The 16,781-nt window shown below is 61.5% G+C and carries 16 protein-coding genes, 1 tRNA gene and 1 riboswitch; of the genes, 13 read left to right on the top strand and 4 right to left on the bottom strand.

Annotated features, from left to right (window positions below; translation table 11 throughout):
• The first annotated feature begins 76 nt into the window (after positions 1-76).
• The 7 genes from phoR (at position 77) to phoB (ending at position 7,985) form a co-directional block, all read left to right on the top strand.
• On the top strand, positions 77-1,300 hold the full coding sequence (gene phoR / locus EFB14_RS12155) for a phosphate regulon sensor histidine kinase PhoR (protein ID WP_125842217.1): 1,224 nt from the start codon (positions 77-79) through the stop codon (positions 1,298-1,300).
• Positions 1,301-1,581: 281 nt separating this feature from the next.
• The gene (locus tag EFB14_RS12150) at positions 1,582-2,616 is read left to right on the top strand and encodes a substrate-binding domain-containing protein (RefSeq protein WP_125842219.1); all 1,035 of its coding nucleotides are present in this window, start codon (positions 1,582-1,584) and stop codon (positions 2,614-2,616) included.
• A gap of 163 nt (positions 2,617-2,779) precedes the next feature.
• Positions 2,780-4,261 carry a phosphate ABC transporter permease subunit PstC gene (gene pstC, locus EFB14_RS12145; RefSeq protein WP_126825576.1) on the top strand — a complete coding sequence of 494 codons (1,482 nt, stop codon included), beginning with the start codon at positions 2,780-2,782 and terminating at the stop codon, positions 4,259-4,261.
• On the top strand, positions 4,258-5,577 hold the full coding sequence (gene pstA, locus EFB14_RS12140) for a phosphate ABC transporter permease PstA (RefSeq protein WP_125842224.1): 1,320 nt from the start codon (positions 4,258-4,260) through the stop codon (positions 5,575-5,577). The genes pstC and pstA overlap by 4 nt, the downstream gene beginning before the upstream one ends.
• A gap of 15 nt (positions 5,578-5,592) precedes the next feature.
• The gene (gene pstB / locus EFB14_RS12135) at positions 5,593-6,408 is read left to right on the top strand and encodes a phosphate ABC transporter ATP-binding protein PstB (protein ID WP_003588779.1); all 816 of its coding nucleotides are present in this window, start codon (positions 5,593-5,595) and stop codon (positions 6,406-6,408) included.
• A gap of 44 nt (positions 6,409-6,452) precedes the next feature.
• Complete coding sequence (phoU, locus tag EFB14_RS12130; protein ID WP_062944924.1) at positions 6,453-7,166, top strand: phosphate signaling complex protein PhoU; 714 nt, start codon at positions 6,453-6,455, stop codon at positions 7,164-7,166.
• 135 nt (positions 7,167-7,301) lie between these two features.
• A complete protein-coding gene (phoB, locus tag EFB14_RS12125) occupies positions 7,302-7,985 on the top strand; it encodes a phosphate regulon transcriptional regulator PhoB (protein WP_003570612.1) in 684 nt (227 codons plus the stop codon).
• Between the two features lie 70 nt (positions 7,986-8,055).
• Here phoB and EFB14_RS12120 read toward each other — a convergent pair whose 3' ends face one another.
• Entirely contained in the window at positions 8,056-8,589 is a 534-nt protein-coding gene (locus EFB14_RS12120) for a GcrA family cell cycle regulator (protein ID WP_125842228.1), read from the bottom strand.
• Positions 8,590-9,013: 424 nt separating this feature from the next.
• Between EFB14_RS12120 and EFB14_RS12115 the strand changes: the two genes are divergently transcribed.
• The 3 genes from EFB14_RS12115 to EFB14_RS12105 all read left to right on the top strand — a co-directional run bounded on the left by EFB14_RS12115 (position 9,014) and on the right by EFB14_RS12105 (position 12,263).
• Positions 9,014-10,213 (top strand): aspartate aminotransferase family protein, encoded by a 1,200-nt coding sequence (locus EFB14_RS12115; protein WP_126825573.1) that lies wholly within the window; start codon positions 9,014-9,016, stop codon positions 10,211-10,213.
• Between the two features lie 42 nt (positions 10,214-10,255).
• Complete coding sequence (gene argF / locus EFB14_RS12110; protein ID WP_028756221.1) at positions 10,256-11,170, top strand: ornithine carbamoyltransferase; 915 nt, start codon at positions 10,256-10,258, stop codon at positions 11,168-11,170.
• Positions 11,171-11,261: 91 nt separating this feature from the next.
• Positions 11,262-12,263, top strand: a complete 1,002-nt coding sequence (locus EFB14_RS12105; RefSeq protein ID WP_125842232.1) for an Hsp33 family molecular chaperone — start codon at positions 11,262-11,264, stop codon at positions 12,261-12,263.
• Positions 12,264-12,363: 100 nt separating this feature from the next.
• Here the strand turns inward: EFB14_RS12105 and apaG are convergent, their stop codons facing one another.
• Positions 12,364-12,756 (bottom strand): Co2+/Mg2+ efflux protein ApaG, encoded by a 393-nt coding sequence (apaG, locus tag EFB14_RS12100; protein WP_125842686.1) that lies wholly within the window; start codon positions 12,754-12,756, stop codon positions 12,364-12,366.
• A 278-nt stretch (positions 12,757-13,034) separates the two neighbouring features.
• Positions 13,035-14,219, bottom strand: a complete 1,185-nt coding sequence (locus EFB14_RS12095) for an O-succinylhomoserine sulfhydrylase (protein WP_126825570.1) — start codon at positions 14,217-14,219, stop codon at positions 13,035-13,037.
• 43 nt (positions 14,220-14,262) lie between these two features.
• Positions 14,263-14,341, bottom strand: a riboswitch (SAM riboswitch).
• Between the two features lie 73 nt (positions 14,342-14,414).
• Between EFB14_RS12095 and EFB14_RS12090 the strand changes: the two genes are divergently transcribed.
• Complete coding sequence (locus tag EFB14_RS12090) at positions 14,415-15,509, top strand: 2'-deoxycytidine 5'-triphosphate deaminase (protein ID WP_164737521.1); 1,095 nt, start codon at positions 14,415-14,417, stop codon at positions 15,507-15,509.
• 59 nt (positions 15,510-15,568) lie between these two features.
• A tRNA-Gly gene (locus tag EFB14_RS12085) sits at positions 15,569-15,642 on the top strand.
• A 22-nt stretch (positions 15,643-15,664) separates the two neighbouring features.
• Here the strand turns inward: EFB14_RS12085 and EFB14_RS12080 are convergent.
• Positions 15,665-15,943, bottom strand: coding sequence for a hypothetical protein (locus EFB14_RS12080; protein WP_126825567.1), 279 nt, complete (start codon positions 15,941-15,943; stop codon positions 15,665-15,667).
• Positions 15,944-16,369: 426 nt separating this feature from the next.
• Here EFB14_RS12080 and EFB14_RS12070 point away from each other — a divergent pair, with 426 nt between their 5' ends.
• On the top strand, positions 16,370-16,762 hold the full coding sequence (locus EFB14_RS12070; RefSeq protein WP_126825564.1) for a VOC family protein: 393 nt from the start codon (positions 16,370-16,372) through the stop codon (positions 16,760-16,762).
• The last annotated feature ends 19 nt before the right edge of the window (positions 16,763-16,781 follow it).

Raw genomic sequence — 16,781 nt, 5'->3', positions numbered from 1 at the left:
AGAGTTCAATATGACGATAAACGAATCGACGCCGCGAGGGCACTTGCAAGACGAAACATCGTGGACAAAGAGCCTGTTGGCGCGCATCCGGCGCGAACGGCCGGTGCTGCTCGCGGCGATCCTGAGCGCCCTCGTGGCTCTCGCCGCCGGCATGAACAAATGGGCCGTGCTCATCCTGCTCCTCGCCATGATCCTGACCGCGCTTTTCAACGAGGCGCCGGTGATCAAGGCCGAAGCCGTCGAACCGGTGGAGATCGAGCCGGAGGCGCCGCCGAGCCGCCTGGCCGAGGTGTCGGCCACGCTCGCTGGCCTCGATATCCCCGTCATGGTGCTGTCCGACGATGCCTCGGTGCTCTTCCAGAACCGCGCCGCCGAAAAAGCCTTCGGCGAGGTGACGCTCGGCGCCCACATTTCCGCCCGCCTGCGCTCGCCCGGCGTTCTCGACATGGTTCGTGAAACCATCGCCACCAATGCGCCGAACCAGATCGAGCATTCCGAGCGGTTGCCCTCCGAGCGGGTCTATATCGTGCGCAGCGCCCCCGTCGAATTCGAGGCCGAGGAGGGGTTGCGCGAGCGTTATTTCATCCTCTCCTTCCGCGATATTTCAGAGGTCCGCCGCATCGACCGCATGCGGTCCGATTTCGTCGCCAATGCCAGCCATGAGCTGCGCACGCCGCTCGCATCGCTGCGCGGTTTCATCGAGACCATCCAGGGGCCGGCCAAGAACGATCCGAAGGCGCAGGCGCAATTTCTCAACATCATGCTCGATCAGACGACGCGCATGAGCAGGCTGGTCGACGACCTTTTGTCGCTCTCCCGCCTGGAGCTGAAATCGCATATCGCGCCTGACGAGAAGATCGATCTGGTGCCGCTGCTCGGCCATGTCAGGGACTCGCTGGTGCCGCTCGCCAGGGACGTCGGCGTCGACATCAACCTGCATTTGCCCGACGGCAAGGTGGAGGTGCTTGGAGACCGCGACGAGCTTGTCCAGGTCTTCGAGAACCTGATGGAAAATGCCTGCAAATACGGCCAGGAGGGCGAAATCGTCGATGTCTGGCTGAAGAACGGCGCGGGCAACCCGGTGGAGGTCAGCATCGTCGACAAAGGCCCCGGCATACCGGCCGAGCACGTGCCGCGCCTGACCGAGCGTTTCTATCGCGTCAGTATCGAGGATAGCCGGTCCAAGAAAGGCACCGGCCTCGGCCTTGCGATCGTCAAGCATATCCTCACACGCCACCGGGCGCGGCTGATCGTAAAATCGGAAGTCGGCAAGGGCACGGATTTTACAGTTCGCTTCTGACAATGTGTTGGCAGTCGTCCTCCTCTCGTCGCCAATATGCAGCCGGTTTATACAACGCGAGGTAGATTGACCGCCGAACTCTTCTGCTCGCTGACACGATTAATCGGCCGAGTTATAATTTCGAATTATAAATCAATAGCTTAAACTGTCACAAATGTTTCATCAGTTTGACATAAAAGGACGAGGCTTAAAGCGCTAAGAGAGTCCCGCCGATGAAAAAAGGCACTGCGAGGGCCTCTCATAGGCCGCACTCACACAAGCCCAAATGCCGGGAGATTTACATGAACACCTTCAAGCTCACCGTTGCCGCGCTCGCTGCAACTGCTGCTTTCGCTGGCGCTGCCGTCGCCCGCGACCAGATTCAGGTTGCTGGTTCGTCCACCGTCCTGCCTTACGCAAAGATCGTCGCCGAGTCCTTCGGCGAAACCTTCACCAACTTCAAAACGCCGGTCGTTGAATCCGGCGGCACGGGCGCTGGTCTGAAGGAATTCTGCAAGGGCGTTGGCGAAGACACCATCGACGTTGCGAACGCTTCGCGTCCGATCAACAAGAATGAAGCCGAAGCCTGCAAGGCTGCCGGCGTAACCGACATCCAGGAAGTCAAGATCGGTTATGACGGCATCGTCTTCGCAACCGACTCGTCCAACCCCGACGTTGCTTACGTTCCGGCCGACATCTACAAGGCCCTCGCAGCCCAGGTCGTCGTTGACGGCAAGCTCGTCGCCAACCCCTACAAGAAGTGGTCGGAAGTCAACCCGAAGCTCCCGGCTGTTGATATCGCTGCCTACATCCCGGGCGAAAAGCACGGCACGCGCGAAGTCTTCGAACAGAACGTTCTCGCCGCCGGCTGCAAGGCTTCGGGCGCTCTTGACGTCATCGCCAAGGAAATCTCCGACAAGGCCGCCCAGGGCAAGGCATGCGTTGCAGTCCGCAAGGACGGCGCTGCAGTCGACATCGACGGCGACTATCCGGAAACCCTCGCACGCATCGCCGCCAACAAGACCGGCGTCGGCGTATTCGGCCTTTCCTTCTATGAAAACAACGCCGACAAGCTCAAGGTTGCGAGCATGAGCGGCATCGTTCCGTCGACCGAAACGATCGCCAACGGCACCTATCCGGTTTCCCGCCCGCTGTTCTTCTATGTCAAGAAGGCACATCTCGGCGCCGTTCCGGGCCTGAAGGAATACGTCAACTTCTTCGTATCCGACAAGATGATCGGCCCCGACGGCCCGCTCGCTGAATACGGCCTCGTTGCCGCTCCGGATGCTGAGCGCGAAGCGATCCGCAAGGACGTCGAAGCCGGCAAGTCCATGTAATGACAATGCCGGCGCGGCGCCTTCAGGCCCGCGCCGGCATTGCTTTATCTCCCTGCCGCCGGCATGTCCGTCGCAGGATTGAATTCATTCCGCATGATTGTAAGCCGAAGGCAAGCTGATGAAGCTGCCGGGCTTGGGGGCTGTGAGCCTGGGGACGTAACGAATGAGCACATCCATCCTACTTTTGTGCCTTGTGGTGATCGGCGCCGCCGCCTATCTGGTCGCGCGCAGCCGTGCCACGGCGCTTGCCGGAGGCAGATCCTCTGCATTGCATTCACGGCCGGCCTATTACGGCGCCTATGCGGCGATCTGGGCGCTTCTTCCTGCCCTCCTCGTCCTCTGCGTCTGGCTTTCCGTCAGCCCCGGCATCATCCAGTCCTCCGTTCGTGGCGCTTTCCCTGACGACGTCAAGGCCCAAGCCGCCGTCGAGCTGGATCTGAGCTATTCGATGGTGGCGACGGTCGCACGAGGCCTGACGATGCTGACCGCCGACGAAGCGGCGGCAGTGGCGACCGATCCGGCCGCCCTGCAGGCCAAGCTCAGCGAAAAGGGTGTGCCGCTCGCCGGTCAGCCGCAGCCTTACATGGTTGATGCCGCCAAGAAGCTCAACGCCATGAGCATGACGAGCCGTCTCGCTATGACGGTGATCGTCCTCGCTCTCGCCATTGCCGGCGCCTTCTATGCGCTGCGCGCCATTGCTCCGCGTTTCCGCGCCCGCAACCGTGTCGAGCGCGTCATGCTCTGGGGCCTGCTGCTCGCCTCGTCGATCGCCATCCTGACGACGATAGGCATCGTGCTTTCGATGCTGTCGGAAGCCGCGCGTTTCTTTGCGGTCGTTCCGGCCGTCGATTTCTTCTTCGGCACCGTCTGGGATCCGCGCTTCGCCGGCGCCGGCGGCTCGTCCTTCGGCCAGTTCGGCCTCATCCCGCTGCTGCTCGGCACGCTCTATATCGGTCTGGTCGCCATGCTGGTTGCCGTGCCGGTCGGTCTCTTCGCCGCCATCTACATGGCCGAATACGCCTCGCCGAAGGTGCGCGCGATTTCAAAGCCGTTGCTCGAAGTGCTCGCCGGCATTCCGACGATCGTCTACGGCTTCTTTGCGCTCGTTACCGTCGGCCCGTTCCTGCGCGATTTCTCCGCCCAGATCAGCGGCCTGCTCTCCGGCAGCTACACCAACTTCATTCAGGCGCAGAGCGTTCTGACGGCCGGCATCGTCATGGGCATCATGCTGATCCCTTACGTGTCTTCGCTGTCGGACGATATCATCACCGCCGTGCCGCGGGCGCTGCGTGACGGTTCGCTCGGTCTCGGTGCCACGCGCTCGGAAACCATCAAGAAAGTGGTTCTGCCCGCAGCCCTTCCAGGCATCGTCGGCGCATTGCTGATGACCGCCTCGCGCGCCATCGGTGAAACCATGATCGTCGTGCTGGCCGCCGGTGTGGCCGCCCGCATCCAGATCAATCCCTTCGAGCCGATGACGACGGTGACCGTCAAGATCGTCAACCAGCTGACCGGCGACCTTGAGTTCACCTCGCCGCAGACGCTGGTTGCCTTCGCCCTTGGCATCACGCTGTTCTGCATCACGCTTTGCCTCAACATCTATGCGCTCTACATCGTGCGCAAATACCGGGAGCAGTACGAATGACGGATATTGTTTCTCCCGCCGGCGTCACCGTTTCCAAAGCGCCTGCGCGCCGCGATATCGGCATCAAGCGCCGTTACGCCGCCGAACGCCGGTTCCAGGCCTATGGCATCGCCGCCATCACCTTCGGTCTGGTCTTCCTCTTCATCCTGCTGTGGACGGTGATCGGCAAAGGCTACACCGCCTTCCAGCAGACCGCGATCACTCTGCCGATCGAGTTTGTTGAGAAGACGATCGACCCGGACAACAAGCGCGCCACCGACCCTTCGGTTCTGGTCGCCGCCAACTATCCGGTTCTCCTGCGTGACTCGATCGTCAAGCAGCTGAACATCAATGCTTCGAGCCGTCCCGATGTGCGCGATGCGACCGCCATGCTCTCCAAGGGTGCGCCGATCCAGCTGCGCGACATGGTCGTTGCCGATCCTTCGATCATCGGCAAGACGGTCAACGTCACGGTGCTCGCCGACGCCAATGTCGACAGTGCCAACAAGGGCCAGATCGACCTTTCGGTCGATGAGAAGAACCGCAAGGTCAACGACAAGCAGGTTGCCTGGATGAACGAGCTGAAGGCGAGCGGCGCTCTCCACAAGCAGTTCAACACCGGCCTCTTCGTCAACGGCAATTCCAGCCGTCCGGAGGCCGCGGGCCTCGGCGTCGCCCTGATCGGCTCGCTCTACCTGATGCTGATCGTGCTCGTGCTTGCCCTGCCGATCGGCGTCGCCGCCTCGATCTATCTCGAGGAGTTCGCGCCGAAGAACAAGCTGACGGACCTGATCGAGGTCAACATCAACAACCTCGCCGCTGTTCCCTCTATCGTTTACGGTCTGCTCGGTCTTTCCGTCTTCATCAACTTCGTCGGCCTGCCGCGCTCGGCTTCGCTGGTCGGCGGTCTGGTGCTGACGCTGATGACCCTGCCGACGATCATCATCGCGACACGCGCCGCCCTCCGCGCTGTGCCGCCGTCGATCCGCGCTGCAGCGCTCGGCCTCGGCGCCTCGAAGATGCAGATGGTGTTCCACCATGTTCTGCCGCTCGCCATGCCCGGTATCCTCACCGGCACGATCATCGGCCTGGCGCACGCGCTCGGCGAGACCGCGCCGCTGCTCCTCATCGGTATGGTCGCCTTCGTCGCCAATGCACCCGCGACGCCGCTCGAACCCTCGACGGCCCTGCCCGTGCAGGTCTATATGTGGGCAAACGAGGCCGAACGTGCCTTCGTGGAGCGTACTTCGGGTGCCATCATCGTCCTGCTCCTGTTCCTGATCGTCATGAACATGGGCGCCATCCTCTTGCGTCGTCGCTTCGAGCGCCGCTGGTAAACGGAGTTAAACATCATGAACATGTTGACGGAAGCAGCAGTTGAAAAGGCGCTGGATCAGAAGATGAGCAACGTCCCGTATAAGATGATCGGACAGGATGTCTCGGTTTACTACGGCGAGAAGCGCGCGCTTTTCGATGTGAACCTGAACATCCGCGAAAACACCGTAACCGCGCTGATCGGCCCCTCGGGCTGTGGCAAGTCGACCTTCCTGCGGAGCCTCAACCGCATGAACGATACGATCGACGGCTGCCGCGTCACCGGCAAGATCACGCTCGACACCGACGATATCTATGATCCCGATATCGACGTCGTCGAACTTCGCGCCCGCGTCGGCATGGTCTTCCAGAAGCCGAACCCGTTCCCGAAGACGATCTATGAAAACGTCTCCTACGGCCCGCGCATCCACGGCCTTGCCAAGTCGAAGGCCGATCTCGACCAGATCGTCGAGACCAGCCTGCAGCGTGCCGGCCTCTGGAACGAAGTCAAGGACCGCGTGCACGAATCCGGCACCGGCCTCTCCGGCGGTCAGCAGCAGCGCCTCTGCATTGCCCGCGCCGTCGCTGTCAGCCCCGAAGTCATCCTGATGGACGAGCCCTGCTCGGCGCTCGACCCGATCGCCACCGCCAAGGTTGAGGAACTGATCCACGAACTGCGCGAGAACTACACGATCGTCATCGTCACCCACTCCATGCAGCAGGCCGCGCGTGTCTCGCAGCGCACCGCCATGTTCCACCTCGGCAACCTCGTCGAGGAGAACGACACCGACAAGATGTTCACCAATCCCGACGATCCGCGCACCCAGGACTACATCATGGGTCGCTTCGGCTGATTTTGGCGACAGCAAGCCTTCCCGTTATTCGAGGATAAAGCCCCATGGCATCGACACATATTTTTTCTGCCTATGATGATGATCTGAAGTTCCTGTCCAGGCGGATTTCCGAGATGGGCGGCCTGGCCGAGCAGATGGTCAGCGAATCCGTCCGGGCGCTGGTCAACGGCGATACCGCGCTGGCGCAGAAGGTCATCTCCGACGATGTGATCCTCGATCACGCCGAACGCGAAATCGGCGACAAGGCGATCGTCACCATCGCCCGCCGTCAGCCGATGGCCTCGGACCTGCGTGAAATCATGGGTTCGATCCGGATCGCCGCCGATCTCGAACGTGTCGGCGATCTCGGCAAGAACACCGCCAAGCGCGTCATCGCCGTGCAGAGCACCGGCGTTCCCCGCAAGCTCGCCCGCGGTCTCGAGCATCTCTCCGAACTGGCGCTCGTCCAGCTCAAGGAAGTGCTCGATGTCTACACCAATCGCTCCGCCGACAAGGCGAACGCGATCCGCGAACGCGACAACGAGATCGACGCGATGTACACCTCGCTGTTCCGCGAACTCCTGACCTACATGATGGAAGATCCGCGCAACATTACGAGCTGCACGCATCTCCTCTTCTGTGCCAAAAACATCGAGCGCATTGGCGACCACGCCACCAACATCGCCGAGACGATCTTCTACATGGCGACAGGTGCGCAGCCGGAAGGCGATCGTCCAAAGGACGACAGCGCCAACACCGTTGGCGCTGTGACGGAATAACGGTTCCGGACCTGCCGATTGCGTGCGCGCCCATCCGGGCGCGCAAAGAGGTCGCAGCCACTTTCTGATTTTGCGCAAGATCCCGTGCTTAAATCACCCCCGGTTTAAGGATCGTGCGCGAGGAGACCAACACGCATGATCCCGAGAGTTGCAGTTGTTGAAGACGAGGAAGCCCTCAGCGTGCTTCTTCGCTACAATCTCGAAGCAGAAGGCTTCGAGGTCGATACCATCCTTCGTGGCGACGAGGCCGAAATCAGGCTTCAGGAGCGCACGCCCGATCTTCTCATCCTCGATTGGATGCTGCCCGGCGTCTCCGGCATCGAGCTCTGCCGGCGCCTGCGCATGCGGCCGGAAACCGAGCGCCTGCCGATCATCATGCTGACGGCGCGCGGCGAAGAGAGCGAGCGCGTGCGCGGGCTTTCGACGGGTGCCGACGATTACGTCGTCAAGCCCTTCTCGACGCCCGAGCTCGTCGCCCGCGTCAAGGCGATGCTGCGCCGCGCCCGTCCGGAAGTTCTGTCCACGGTGCTGAAATGCGGCGATATCGAACTCGACCGCGAAACCCATCGCGTCCATCGCAAGAGCCGCGAAGTCCGCCTCGGCCCCACGGAATTCCGCCTGCTGGAATTCCTGATGTCGTCGCCGGGCCGGGTTTTCTCCCGCTCGCAGCTTCTGGACGGCGTCTGGGGTCACGATATCTACGTCGACGAGCGCACCGTTGATGTCCATGTCGGCCGCTTGCGCAAGGCGCTGAACTTTTCCAACATGCAGGACGTCATCCGCACCGTCCGCGGCGCCGGTTATTCGATGGAAGCCTGACGGCTTCCATTCCAATCGCATAAAAAAACGGGCCGCTTGGCCCGTTTCTCATGTGACAATGTTCGCTCGCTTAGCTGATGCGCGCGGCCGCCCTGCGGCGCTCATTGACCGGCTGGTAGGCCAGCTTCTGGTGATAGCCGCAATAGGGCGAATTGTCCGGGGATTCGCAGCCGCAGAAGTGGAAGTCGTCCTTCAGCGGATCGCCGACCGGCCACTTGCAGGTGCGTTCGGTGAGTTCCGTCAGGCCGAGGCGGCGGGAAATCGGCACGACCACGTTGCCGGCCGGCACGTATTCCATTTCCTCGATCGTTTCGATCTCGATCTCTTCCTTCAGCATCGTTGCGCCCTGCTGGCGGGTAACGGTGCGGGTAGCGATGCGCGAGGCATAGTTCGGTGCGCGCGGCGCCGATGTCGCGCGCTTGGGCGTTCGCGCCGTGGTGGCCGTGCCGCCGGCCTTGGCGCGGCCGGGAAGGCTGAGCCTGTGCACCTTGCCGATGACCGCGTTTCTGCTGACCCCGCCGAGCTGCGCAGCGATCTGGCTGGCGCTCAGTCCTTCGGCCCAAAGCTTCTTGAGTTTCTCGACCCGCTCGTCTGTCCAGTTCATGCCCTGTCTCCACCTTTTGCGTTGGTGATGGCAGAATCCCTCACCGTTGTCCCGGAAGTCTCCGAAACAAGAAACGCCTGATCAATTTTGGTGACTAGTTCCGCCGCATGCAGTCTAGTAATTGAACTTTAACCTAGTGTGAGGCTGACTCCGTGACAAGAGTCGCATGAATCCGGATGAATCGAATTCGGAGTTTTCCCCAACTTGCTGCCCCTGCGTGTCATTTCTGCAATAATGCCTGTTGAAGGTCGAAAATGCCGCTGTACAAGCTTGCTGCATACGCTAAGGGCGCAGTTTTGTTGACATTGCAGCGCGAAAAGGAAATAGTGCCACTCGCCGCCGCAAGGCGGCATTTTTGATTTTTCGGACCTGGTTTCCTTAGCCGGAGTCCAGCGCCTTGATAACATTGACGGGAGATCGCGCTATGGCTGAAGCCGCGCCGCTTTATGACACCTATTCTCGTGCCCCGCTGCGGTTCGAGCGAGGCGAGGGCGTGTGGCTGATCACCGAAAGCGGCGAGCGATATCTCGATTTCGGCGCCGGCGTTGCCGTCACCTCAGTCGGCCATAGCAACCCGCATGTGGTCAATGCGCTGAAGGAGCAGGCCGACAAGGTCTGGCACCTCTCGAACATTTATGAAATTCCCGGCCAGGAGCGCCTGGCAAAGCGCCTGACGGATGCTACCTTCGCAGACAAGGTGTTCTTTACCAACTCGGGCGCGGAAGCGCTGGAATGCGCGATCAAGACGGCGCGTCGCTACCAGTATTCCAAGGGCCATCCCGAGCGTTTCCATATCATCACCTTTGAAGGCGCCTTCCACGGGCGGACGCTGGCGACGATCGCTGCCGGCGGCCAGGAAAAATATCTCGAAGGCTTCGGCCCCAAGGCGCCGGGCTTCGACCAGGTGCCGTTCGGCGACATCGAAGCTGTCCGCGCCGCGGTCACCGATGCCACGGCCGCAATTCTCATCGAGCCGGTGCAGGGCGAGGGCGGCGTCCGTCCCGCCACCACCGAATTCATGAAGGCGCTTCGCCAAATCTGTGACGAGAAGGGCCTGCTGCTGATCCTCGACGAGGTTCAGACCGGCGTTGGCCGTACCGGCAAGCTCTTCGCCCATGAATGGTCGGGTATCACCCCCGATATCATGGCTGTCGCCAAGGGCATCGGCGGCGGTTTCCCGCTCGGCGCCTGCCTTGCCACCGCCGAGGCCGCCTCCGGCATGAAGGCCGGCACGCATGGTTCGACTTATGGCGGCAATCCGCTCGCCATGGCCGTCGGCAGTGCCGTGCTCGACATCATCCTCGCCGAAGGCTTCCTCCAGCAGGTGTGTGACGTCGCGCTGGTCTTCCGCCAGGGTCTCGCCTCGTTGAAGGATCGTTATCCCGACGTGATCGAGGATATCAGAGGCGAGGGGCTTCTGCTCGGCATCAAGGCTGCTATTCCTTCCGCCGAACTGCTGCAGGCGATCCGCGCCGCCCATCTGCTCGGCGTGCCCGCCGGGGATAACGTCATCCGCCTTCTCCCCCCGCTCGTCGTCACCGCCGAGGAGGCCCGCGAGGGCCTCGTCCGCATCGAGCGCGCCGCCGAGAGCATTCGCGCCTCCAAGGTCAAGAAGACGGCTTGAACGGATTGCCGCCTACGGGCGCACGACAGGTAAGAACACGATATGGCTCCTAAACATTTCCTCGACCTTTCGGCGGTCACATCAGCCGATCTCAGAACCATCATGAACGATGCGCTCGCCCGCAAGCAGGCCTTCAAGGCCGGCACGGGCGACAAGCCGCTCGCCGGCAAGATGCTGGCGATGATCTTCGAGAAGCCGTCGACGCGCACCCGCGTTTCCTTCGATGTCGGCATGCGCCAGCTCGGCGGCGAAACGCTGTTCCTCTCCGGCACCGAGATGCAGCTCGGCCGCGCCGAGACGATCGGCGACACCGCCAAGGTGCTCTCGCGCTATGTCGATGCGATCATGATCCGCACGACCGAGCATTCGCGGCTGCTGGAGCTTGCCGAGCATGCGACCGTACCTGTGATCAATGCGCTGACGGATGACACCCATCCCTGCCAGATCATGGCCGATATCATGACCTTCGAGGAGCATCGCGGCCCGATCAAGGGCAAGACCATCGCCTGGACCGGCGACGGCAACAACGTGCTGCATTCGCTGGTCGAGGGCGCTGCCCGCTTCGGCTATCGCATGAACATGGCGGTGCCTCTTGGTTCCGAGCCCAAGGATCACTATCTGAACTGGGCCCGCAATGAGGGCGCCGAAATCATGCTCTGCCATGATGCCGACCGTGCGGTCGCCGGCGTCGATTGCGTGGTGACCGATACCTGGGTCTCCATGAATCAGGAACATCGGGCCCGGGGTCACAATGTCTTCCAGCCTTATCAGGTCAATGCGGCCTTGATGGCGAAGGCCGGCAATGATGCATTGTTCATGCATTGCCTGCCCGCTCATCGCGGTGAGGAAGTGACGGATGAAGTGATCGACGGCCCGCAATCCGTGGTCTTCGATGAAGCGGAAAACCGTCTTCATGCGCAGAAGTCGATTCTTGCTTGGTGCCTGGGCGCGATCTGAACCATAATCTGGTGTCGCCGAGTCAAAAACTCGCGACCGCGCGAGCGGCGGGCACGCTGGCCCATCGCTCTGAAAACTAGGAGTGAAAGCCATGGCAGAAGCTGCAGCCGCCCTCGGCCAGTTCGATTTCGCCGGCGATGATCATGTCGTCCCCTTTCAGGTGGAGGGTCTGGATGTGCGCGGCCGCGCCGTCCAACTCGGCCCGATGCTCGATGCGATCCTCGAGCGCCATCATTATCCCGCGCCCGTTGCCCGGCTGCTTGCCGAAGTCGTCGTGCTGACGGTGCTGCTTGGCACCTCGTTGAAGTTCGACGGCAAGTTTACGGTGCAGACAAAGGGCGATGGTCCGGTCGATCTTCTCGTTGCCGATTTCTCGACGCCGGAAAACGTCCGCGCCTATGCGCGTTTCGATCAGGCGCTGCTCGCCAAGGCGGTTGCAGCAGGCGAGACCGAGCCGGAGCAATTGCTCGGCAAGGGCGTGCTCGCCTTCACCATCGATCAGGGCAAGTTCAGCCAGCCCTATCAGGGCATCGTCGCGCTCGACGGCACCTCGCTCGAGGACATCGCCGGCGTCTATTTCCGCCAGTCGGAGCAGATCCCGACGCGTGTGCGTCTTGCAGCCGCCGAACTCTTCGATCGCGACGATGCCGGCAAGCCCCGCCATCGCTGGCGGGCAGGCGGCCTTGTCGCTCAGTTCCTGCCGGAGGCGCCGGAGCGCATGCGCCAGCCGGATCTCCACGGCGGCGACGGCGACACCGGCAACCGCCCGCATGGCGAGGACGATGCCTGGGTCGAAGCCCGTTCGCTGGTCGAAACCATCGACGCCGATGAACTCACCGATCCGCTTGTTGGCACGGAGCGGCTGCTGTTCCGTCTGTTCCATGAGCGCGGTGTCCGCGTCTACGAACCGCGCGCGGTCTTCGACCGCTGCAGCTGCTCGCGTGAAAAGATCGGCAACGTGCTGAAGGGTTTCAGCGCCGAGGAAATCGAAGCCAGCCAGGAAAATGGCGAGATCGCTGTTACCTGCGAATTCTGCTCGACCACCTATCGCTTCGATCCGGCCGAGCTTCAGCCGGTCGAGCAAAAAGCCTAGAGCATGTCGCGCAAAAGTGTGCGGCGGTTTTGCGATAACGACATGCGTAAAAACAAAGACCTAAAGCGCGAGGAGCGAATCTGAAAGATCGCGACGCGCTTTAGTTGAGGACGCGCAGCAGCCCCGGTGAATCCAGCGAGAAGGCGGGTATGTCGACATCGAACAGCTCGCCTTCGTCCGTTTCCATCTGGTAATGGCCGAACATCAGCCCGGAGGGCGTATCGAGCGGGCACCCGGAGGAATATTCGTAGGTGTCGCCCGGGCTAAGCCGTGGCTGTTCGCCGACGACACCGGGACCGGTCACCTCGTCCACCTGTCCGTTCTGGTCGGTGATATTCCAGTAGCGGTTGACCAGGCGAACGGCTATGCCGGAATTGTTGCTGATGACAATCCGGTAACCCCAGACATAGCGGTCGTCTTCCGGATCGGATTGCTCCTCCAGATAGAACGGTTCGACTACAACTTCGATATCTCTTGTGAGGGCGCGATACATGCCTTGCACCTTAGTCAAGATATGTTACCCGTATCTTATAAGAGGCCCTGTCCGTCAAGGAACGGAACGTTGATCATTGATGAAACAGTCATGATCGAAGGGTTTTCGATCGTTAAGCCTAATTGTCAGTGTTAATTCTGCTTCGGAACGCCGGCACGGGTAAACTTGTTCCGCCGCCGGTCCGGCCGAACCCGGGTGAGGTTCGGCCGTCCTTGTCTTAGATATAGAGCATGATGTCGTCCGAAAACCGCTCACGCTTTTCGGCATCATGCTCCGGATCAGGCCGAGACCTTGGAGAGCGCCTTCGCGAAATCCTCGATCAGGTCGTCCGTATCCTCGATGCCGGCCGAAAAGCGCACCGTGCCGGGCGAGATGCCGAGTTCGGCACGCGCCTCTTCCGTCAGGTTCTTGTGCGTCGTCGTTGCCGGATGCGTGATCAGGCTCTTGCTGTCGCCGAGATTGTTGGAGATCTTGACGACATCGAGCGCGTTCTGCAGCGCGAAGGCAGCCTCTTTGCCGCCTTTCAGCTCGAAGCAGACCAGCGTCGAGCCGCCCGTCATCTGCTTGGCGATGATATCGGCCTGCGGATGGTCCTTGCGGCCGGGATAGATCACTTTGGCGACCTTGCCCTGCTCGGCCAGGAAATCAGCGATCTTCGCCGCATTCTGCGTCTGCTGCTTGACGCGCAGCGGCAGCGTCTCGATGCCCTTCAGAAGCGTCCAGGCATTGAACGGCGACATGGCCGGCCCGGTATGGCGGAAATAGTCGTGCAGGTTCTCGTCGATCCATTCCTTGTCGGAAAGCACCACGCCGCCAAGGCACCGGCCTTGGCCGTCAATATGCTTGGTCGCGGAATAGACGACGATATGGGCGCCGAGTTCCAAGGGTTTCTGGAAGAGCGGCGTTGCAAAGACGTTGTCAACGACGACCTTGGCGCCGACCTGGTTGGCGAGCTTAGCGACGCTGGCGATGTCGATCACCTCGAGTGTCGGGTTGGTCGGGCTTTCCAGGAAGAACACCTTGGTCTTCGGCGTGATCGCCTTTTCCCAGTTCTCGAGGTAACGACCGTCGACCAGCGTGAAGTCGATGCCGTATTTCGGCGCCAACGTTTCCACAACCCAGCGGCAGGAGCCGAACAGAGCGCGCGCAGCGACGATATGATCGCCGGCCTTCAGCTGGCAGAGGATGGCGGCGGTGACGGCGGCCATGCCGGAGGCCGTGGCGCGGGCGTCTTCGGCGCCTTCCAGCATGCACATGCGCTTTTCGAACATGTCGTTGGTCGGGCTGCCATAGCGGGCATAGATAAAGCCGTCCGTCTCGCCCTTGAAACGGGCTTCGGCCGCCTCCGACGTATCGTAGACGAAACCCTGCGTGAGATAGATTGCCTCGGACGTTTCGCCATATTGCGAACGCAGCGTGCCGCCATGGACGAGTTGGGTTGCCGGGCGCCAGGTCTTGCTCATGCCATCACCTTCACATAACAAAAAAAACCGGTCGCAAAAGCAGACCGGTTTCAACCCGGTCTTTTTAGCCACTTGTTTAACGTGGCTGCAAGCCGACCGGCCAAATCACCACGGGATAATTCTGCAATACTGCTGTTAGCTGCTTGCGTCAATTCCCCGAGTTTGGTTTTGTCGGCGGCAAATGATGGATGAGGCATGATGGCTCGTGAAACGGGAATTCTGGCGGATCGCGCGATATCAGCGCTGTTCGAAACGGAGCGTCTGATCTCCGAACGGGAGCTGGACCGCGACCAGATCCAGCCGGCAAGCCTCGACCTGCGCCTTGGCGCCAAGGCTTTTCGCGTGCGTGCCAGCTTCATGCCCGGCCCCTCGCATCTGGTGTCCGACAAGCTCGACCGGCTGAGCCTGCATGTGATCGACCTGTCGGAAGGCGCGGTGCTCGAAACCGGCTGCGTCTACATCGTGCCGCTGATGGAGAGCCTTGCTCTTCCCGCCGACATGTCGGCCTCGGCCAACCCGAAGAGCTCGACCGGCAGGCTGGATATCTTCACCCGCGTCATCACCGATTACGCCCAGGAGTTCGACAAGATCCCGGCCGGTTATTCCGGCCCGCTCTATCTCGAGATCAGCCCGCGCACCTTCCCGATCGTCGTGCGCCGCGGCTCGCGCCTATCGCAGATCCGCTTCCGCGTCGGCCAGGCCCTGCTCGGCGAGCCGGAACTCCTGAAGCTGCATGAAAGCGAGACGCTGGTCGCCAGCAAGCTGCCAAACGTGTCCGGCGGGGGCATCGCACTGTCGATCGACCTCGCCGGAGACAAGGACGGCCTGATCGGCTATCGCGGCAAGCACCACACCGCTGTCGTCGACGTCGACAAGAAGGCCCAACACGATATCTTCGATTTCTGGGAGCCGCTCTACAGCCGCGGCCGCAACGAACTGATCCTCGATCCCGACGAGTTCTATATCCTCGTCTCGCGCGAGGCGGTGCACGTGCCGCCGGATTATGCGGCCGAGATGACCCCCTTCGACCCGCTGGTCGGCGAATTCCGCGTCCATTATGCCGGCTTTTTCGATCCGGGCTTCGGCCATGCGCCGGCCGGCGGGCGCGGCAGCCGCGCCGTGCTCGAAGTGCGCAGCCACGAAGTGCCGTTCATCCTCGAAGACGGCCAGATCGTCGGCCGCCTCGTCTACGAACACATGCAGGAAAAGCCCGCCAGCCTCTACGGCTCCGGCCTCGGCTCCAACTACCAAGCCCAGGGCCTTAAACTCTCGAAGCACTTCCGCATCTGAACCTTCCCGGCGGGCGCGACTTGACAGCCGCCCCCATCTGTTGGAAATCTCGCTTCGTCGCGGGTGTAGCTCAATGGCAGAGCAGCAGCTTCCCAAGCTGAATACGAGGGTTCGATTCCCTTCACCCGCTCCAATTCCCACGATGACTGATGCGCCTAATCCCCGAAGAACCGGATCGGCTTGTATTGGCGATGTGCGATGATCAGGCTTCGGTCCGGCTGGATGATGTAGGTTTCCTCCACCTGCCGGCCGTATTGGTCGATGAAATTATGCGGAAAGGCAGAGCCAACAGGTGATTTGGTGAGCTTGGTGCGCGGCTGGCCGTTATAGGTGATGCTCCCGGGGATGGGTTCGAGGCCCGGTCCGCCGTAGCTGACGGTGTTGCATCCCGAAAGAGCGAGAGTGCCGACGAGGCAGATGATTGCAGCTTTCATATCCATCCCTCCCAATACCGTGAACGCCATCACTTTACGCCTTGCCGGAGAGAGTTCACGACACAAATGCCCATGCCGCTCTTCAATCCTTCGGGAAGCGTCGCCGGGAGCGCCGTGATCGCTCTGCCGGACGGCCGGACATCCACCTATTGATGCTAGGGTGAAAATCACGTTCCACCAGTCGTGTGGCAAACCCATCCATTGTCGAAGCCGGCGCCGTCTGCTAGATCGGCATCGTCGAAAAAGGCAGGATCGGTTGAGGTAAGCCCGATCCCTTCCGTTGGAGCGTTAACAGCGCTCTCAAGAAGCTCTGCTCCGTGCCATGGCACGAGAACCCGCGACGTGATCCGCATGAAGATGCGGGATCCCGGCGGCGTGCGGAGACGGCAAAAGGCAGTCCCGGGATTTTTTCGAACGGAGACTGTTATGCGCCTGAACCATCTCGATTTCCATGTGCCCGATATCGCTGCCACGGCGGATTTCTTCATCCGCCATTTCGGGCTGCGGCTCAAGGACATGCGCGGCCTGAACGGCCTCGCCATCCTGGAGGATGACGCCGGGCTCGAAATCGTCCTTAGCCACGCGATTGCGAAGTTCGGCACTGCCGATCAGGTCGAACTGCAGCGCCAGACCTATCATGTCGGCTTCATCCTGCCCGAAAGGGCGGATGTCGATGCGGTCCATGCCGGGCTCGTTGCAGCCGGTGCTGATCTGTCCGGCCCACCGGCCGCGATGCGTGGCGGCTGGCTGTTTTATTGCACGGCGCCCGGAAAGATCCTCGTCGAGATCGGCTGGCGGCGGGGGGAGATCGCCAAATAGAAAGGGCGGCCGCAGCCGC

Source organism: Rhizobium fabae, assembly GCF_003985135.1.
Classification (GTDB): domain Bacteria; phylum Pseudomonadota; class Alphaproteobacteria; order Rhizobiales; family Rhizobiaceae; genus Rhizobium; species Rhizobium pisi.
Note: the sequence above shows the minus strand (reverse complement) of the source record. Positions and strands in the feature narration are given on the sequence as shown.

What these genes read in the sequence shown, in the direction of transcription:
- EFB14_RS12150 (WP_125842219.1), top strand. Translation starts at nt 1,582, where the DNA reads ATGAACACCTTCAAGCTCACCGTTGCCGCGCTCGCTGCAACTGCTGCT.
- EFB14_RS12105 (WP_125842232.1), top strand. Translation starts at nt 11,262, where the DNA reads ATGGCAGAAGCTGCAGCCGCCCTCGGCCAGTTCGATTTCGCCGGCGAT.
- phoU (WP_062944924.1), top strand. Translation starts at nt 6,453, where the DNA reads ATGGCATCGACACATATTTTTTCTGCCTATGATGATGATCTGAAGTTC.
- pstC (WP_126825576.1), top strand. Translation starts at nt 2,780, where the DNA reads ATGAGCACATCCATCCTACTTTTGTGCCTTGTGGTGATCGGCGCCGCC.
- pstA (WP_125842224.1), top strand. Translation starts at nt 4,258, where the DNA reads ATGACGGATATTGTTTCTCCCGCCGGCGTCACCGTTTCCAAAGCGCCT.
- EFB14_RS12080 (WP_126825567.1), bottom strand. Translation starts at nt 15,943, where the DNA reads ATGAAAGCTGCAATCATCTGCCTCGTCGGCACTCTCGCTCTTTCGGGA.
- pstB (WP_003588779.1), top strand. Translation starts at nt 5,593, where the DNA reads ATGAACATGTTGACGGAAGCAGCAGTTGAAAAGGCGCTGGATCAGAAG.
- EFB14_RS12070 (WP_126825564.1), top strand. Translation starts at nt 16,370, where the DNA reads ATGCGCCTGAACCATCTCGATTTCCATGTGCCCGATATCGCTGCCACG.
- EFB14_RS12115 (WP_126825573.1), top strand. Translation starts at nt 9,014, where the DNA reads ATGGCTGAAGCCGCGCCGCTTTATGACACCTATTCTCGTGCCCCGCTG.
- EFB14_RS12095 (WP_126825570.1), bottom strand. Translation starts at nt 14,219, where the DNA reads ATGAGCAAGACCTGGCGCCCGGCAACCCAACTCGTCCATGGCGGCACG.
- EFB14_RS12120 (WP_125842228.1), bottom strand. Translation starts at nt 8,589, where the DNA reads ATGAACTGGACAGACGAGCGGGTCGAGAAACTCAAGAAGCTTTGGGCC.
- argF (WP_028756221.1), top strand. Translation starts at nt 10,256, where the DNA reads ATGGCTCCTAAACATTTCCTCGACCTTTCGGCGGTCACATCAGCCGAT.
- EFB14_RS12090 (WP_164737521.1), top strand. Translation starts at nt 14,415, where the DNA reads ATGATGGCTCGTGAAACGGGAATTCTGGCGGATCGCGCGATATCAGCG.
- phoB (WP_003570612.1), top strand. Translation starts at nt 7,302, where the DNA reads ATGATCCCGAGAGTTGCAGTTGTTGAAGACGAGGAAGCCCTCAGCGTG.
- apaG (WP_125842686.1), bottom strand. Translation starts at nt 12,756, where the DNA reads ATGTATCGCGCCCTCACAAGAGATATCGAAGTTGTAGTCGAACCGTTC.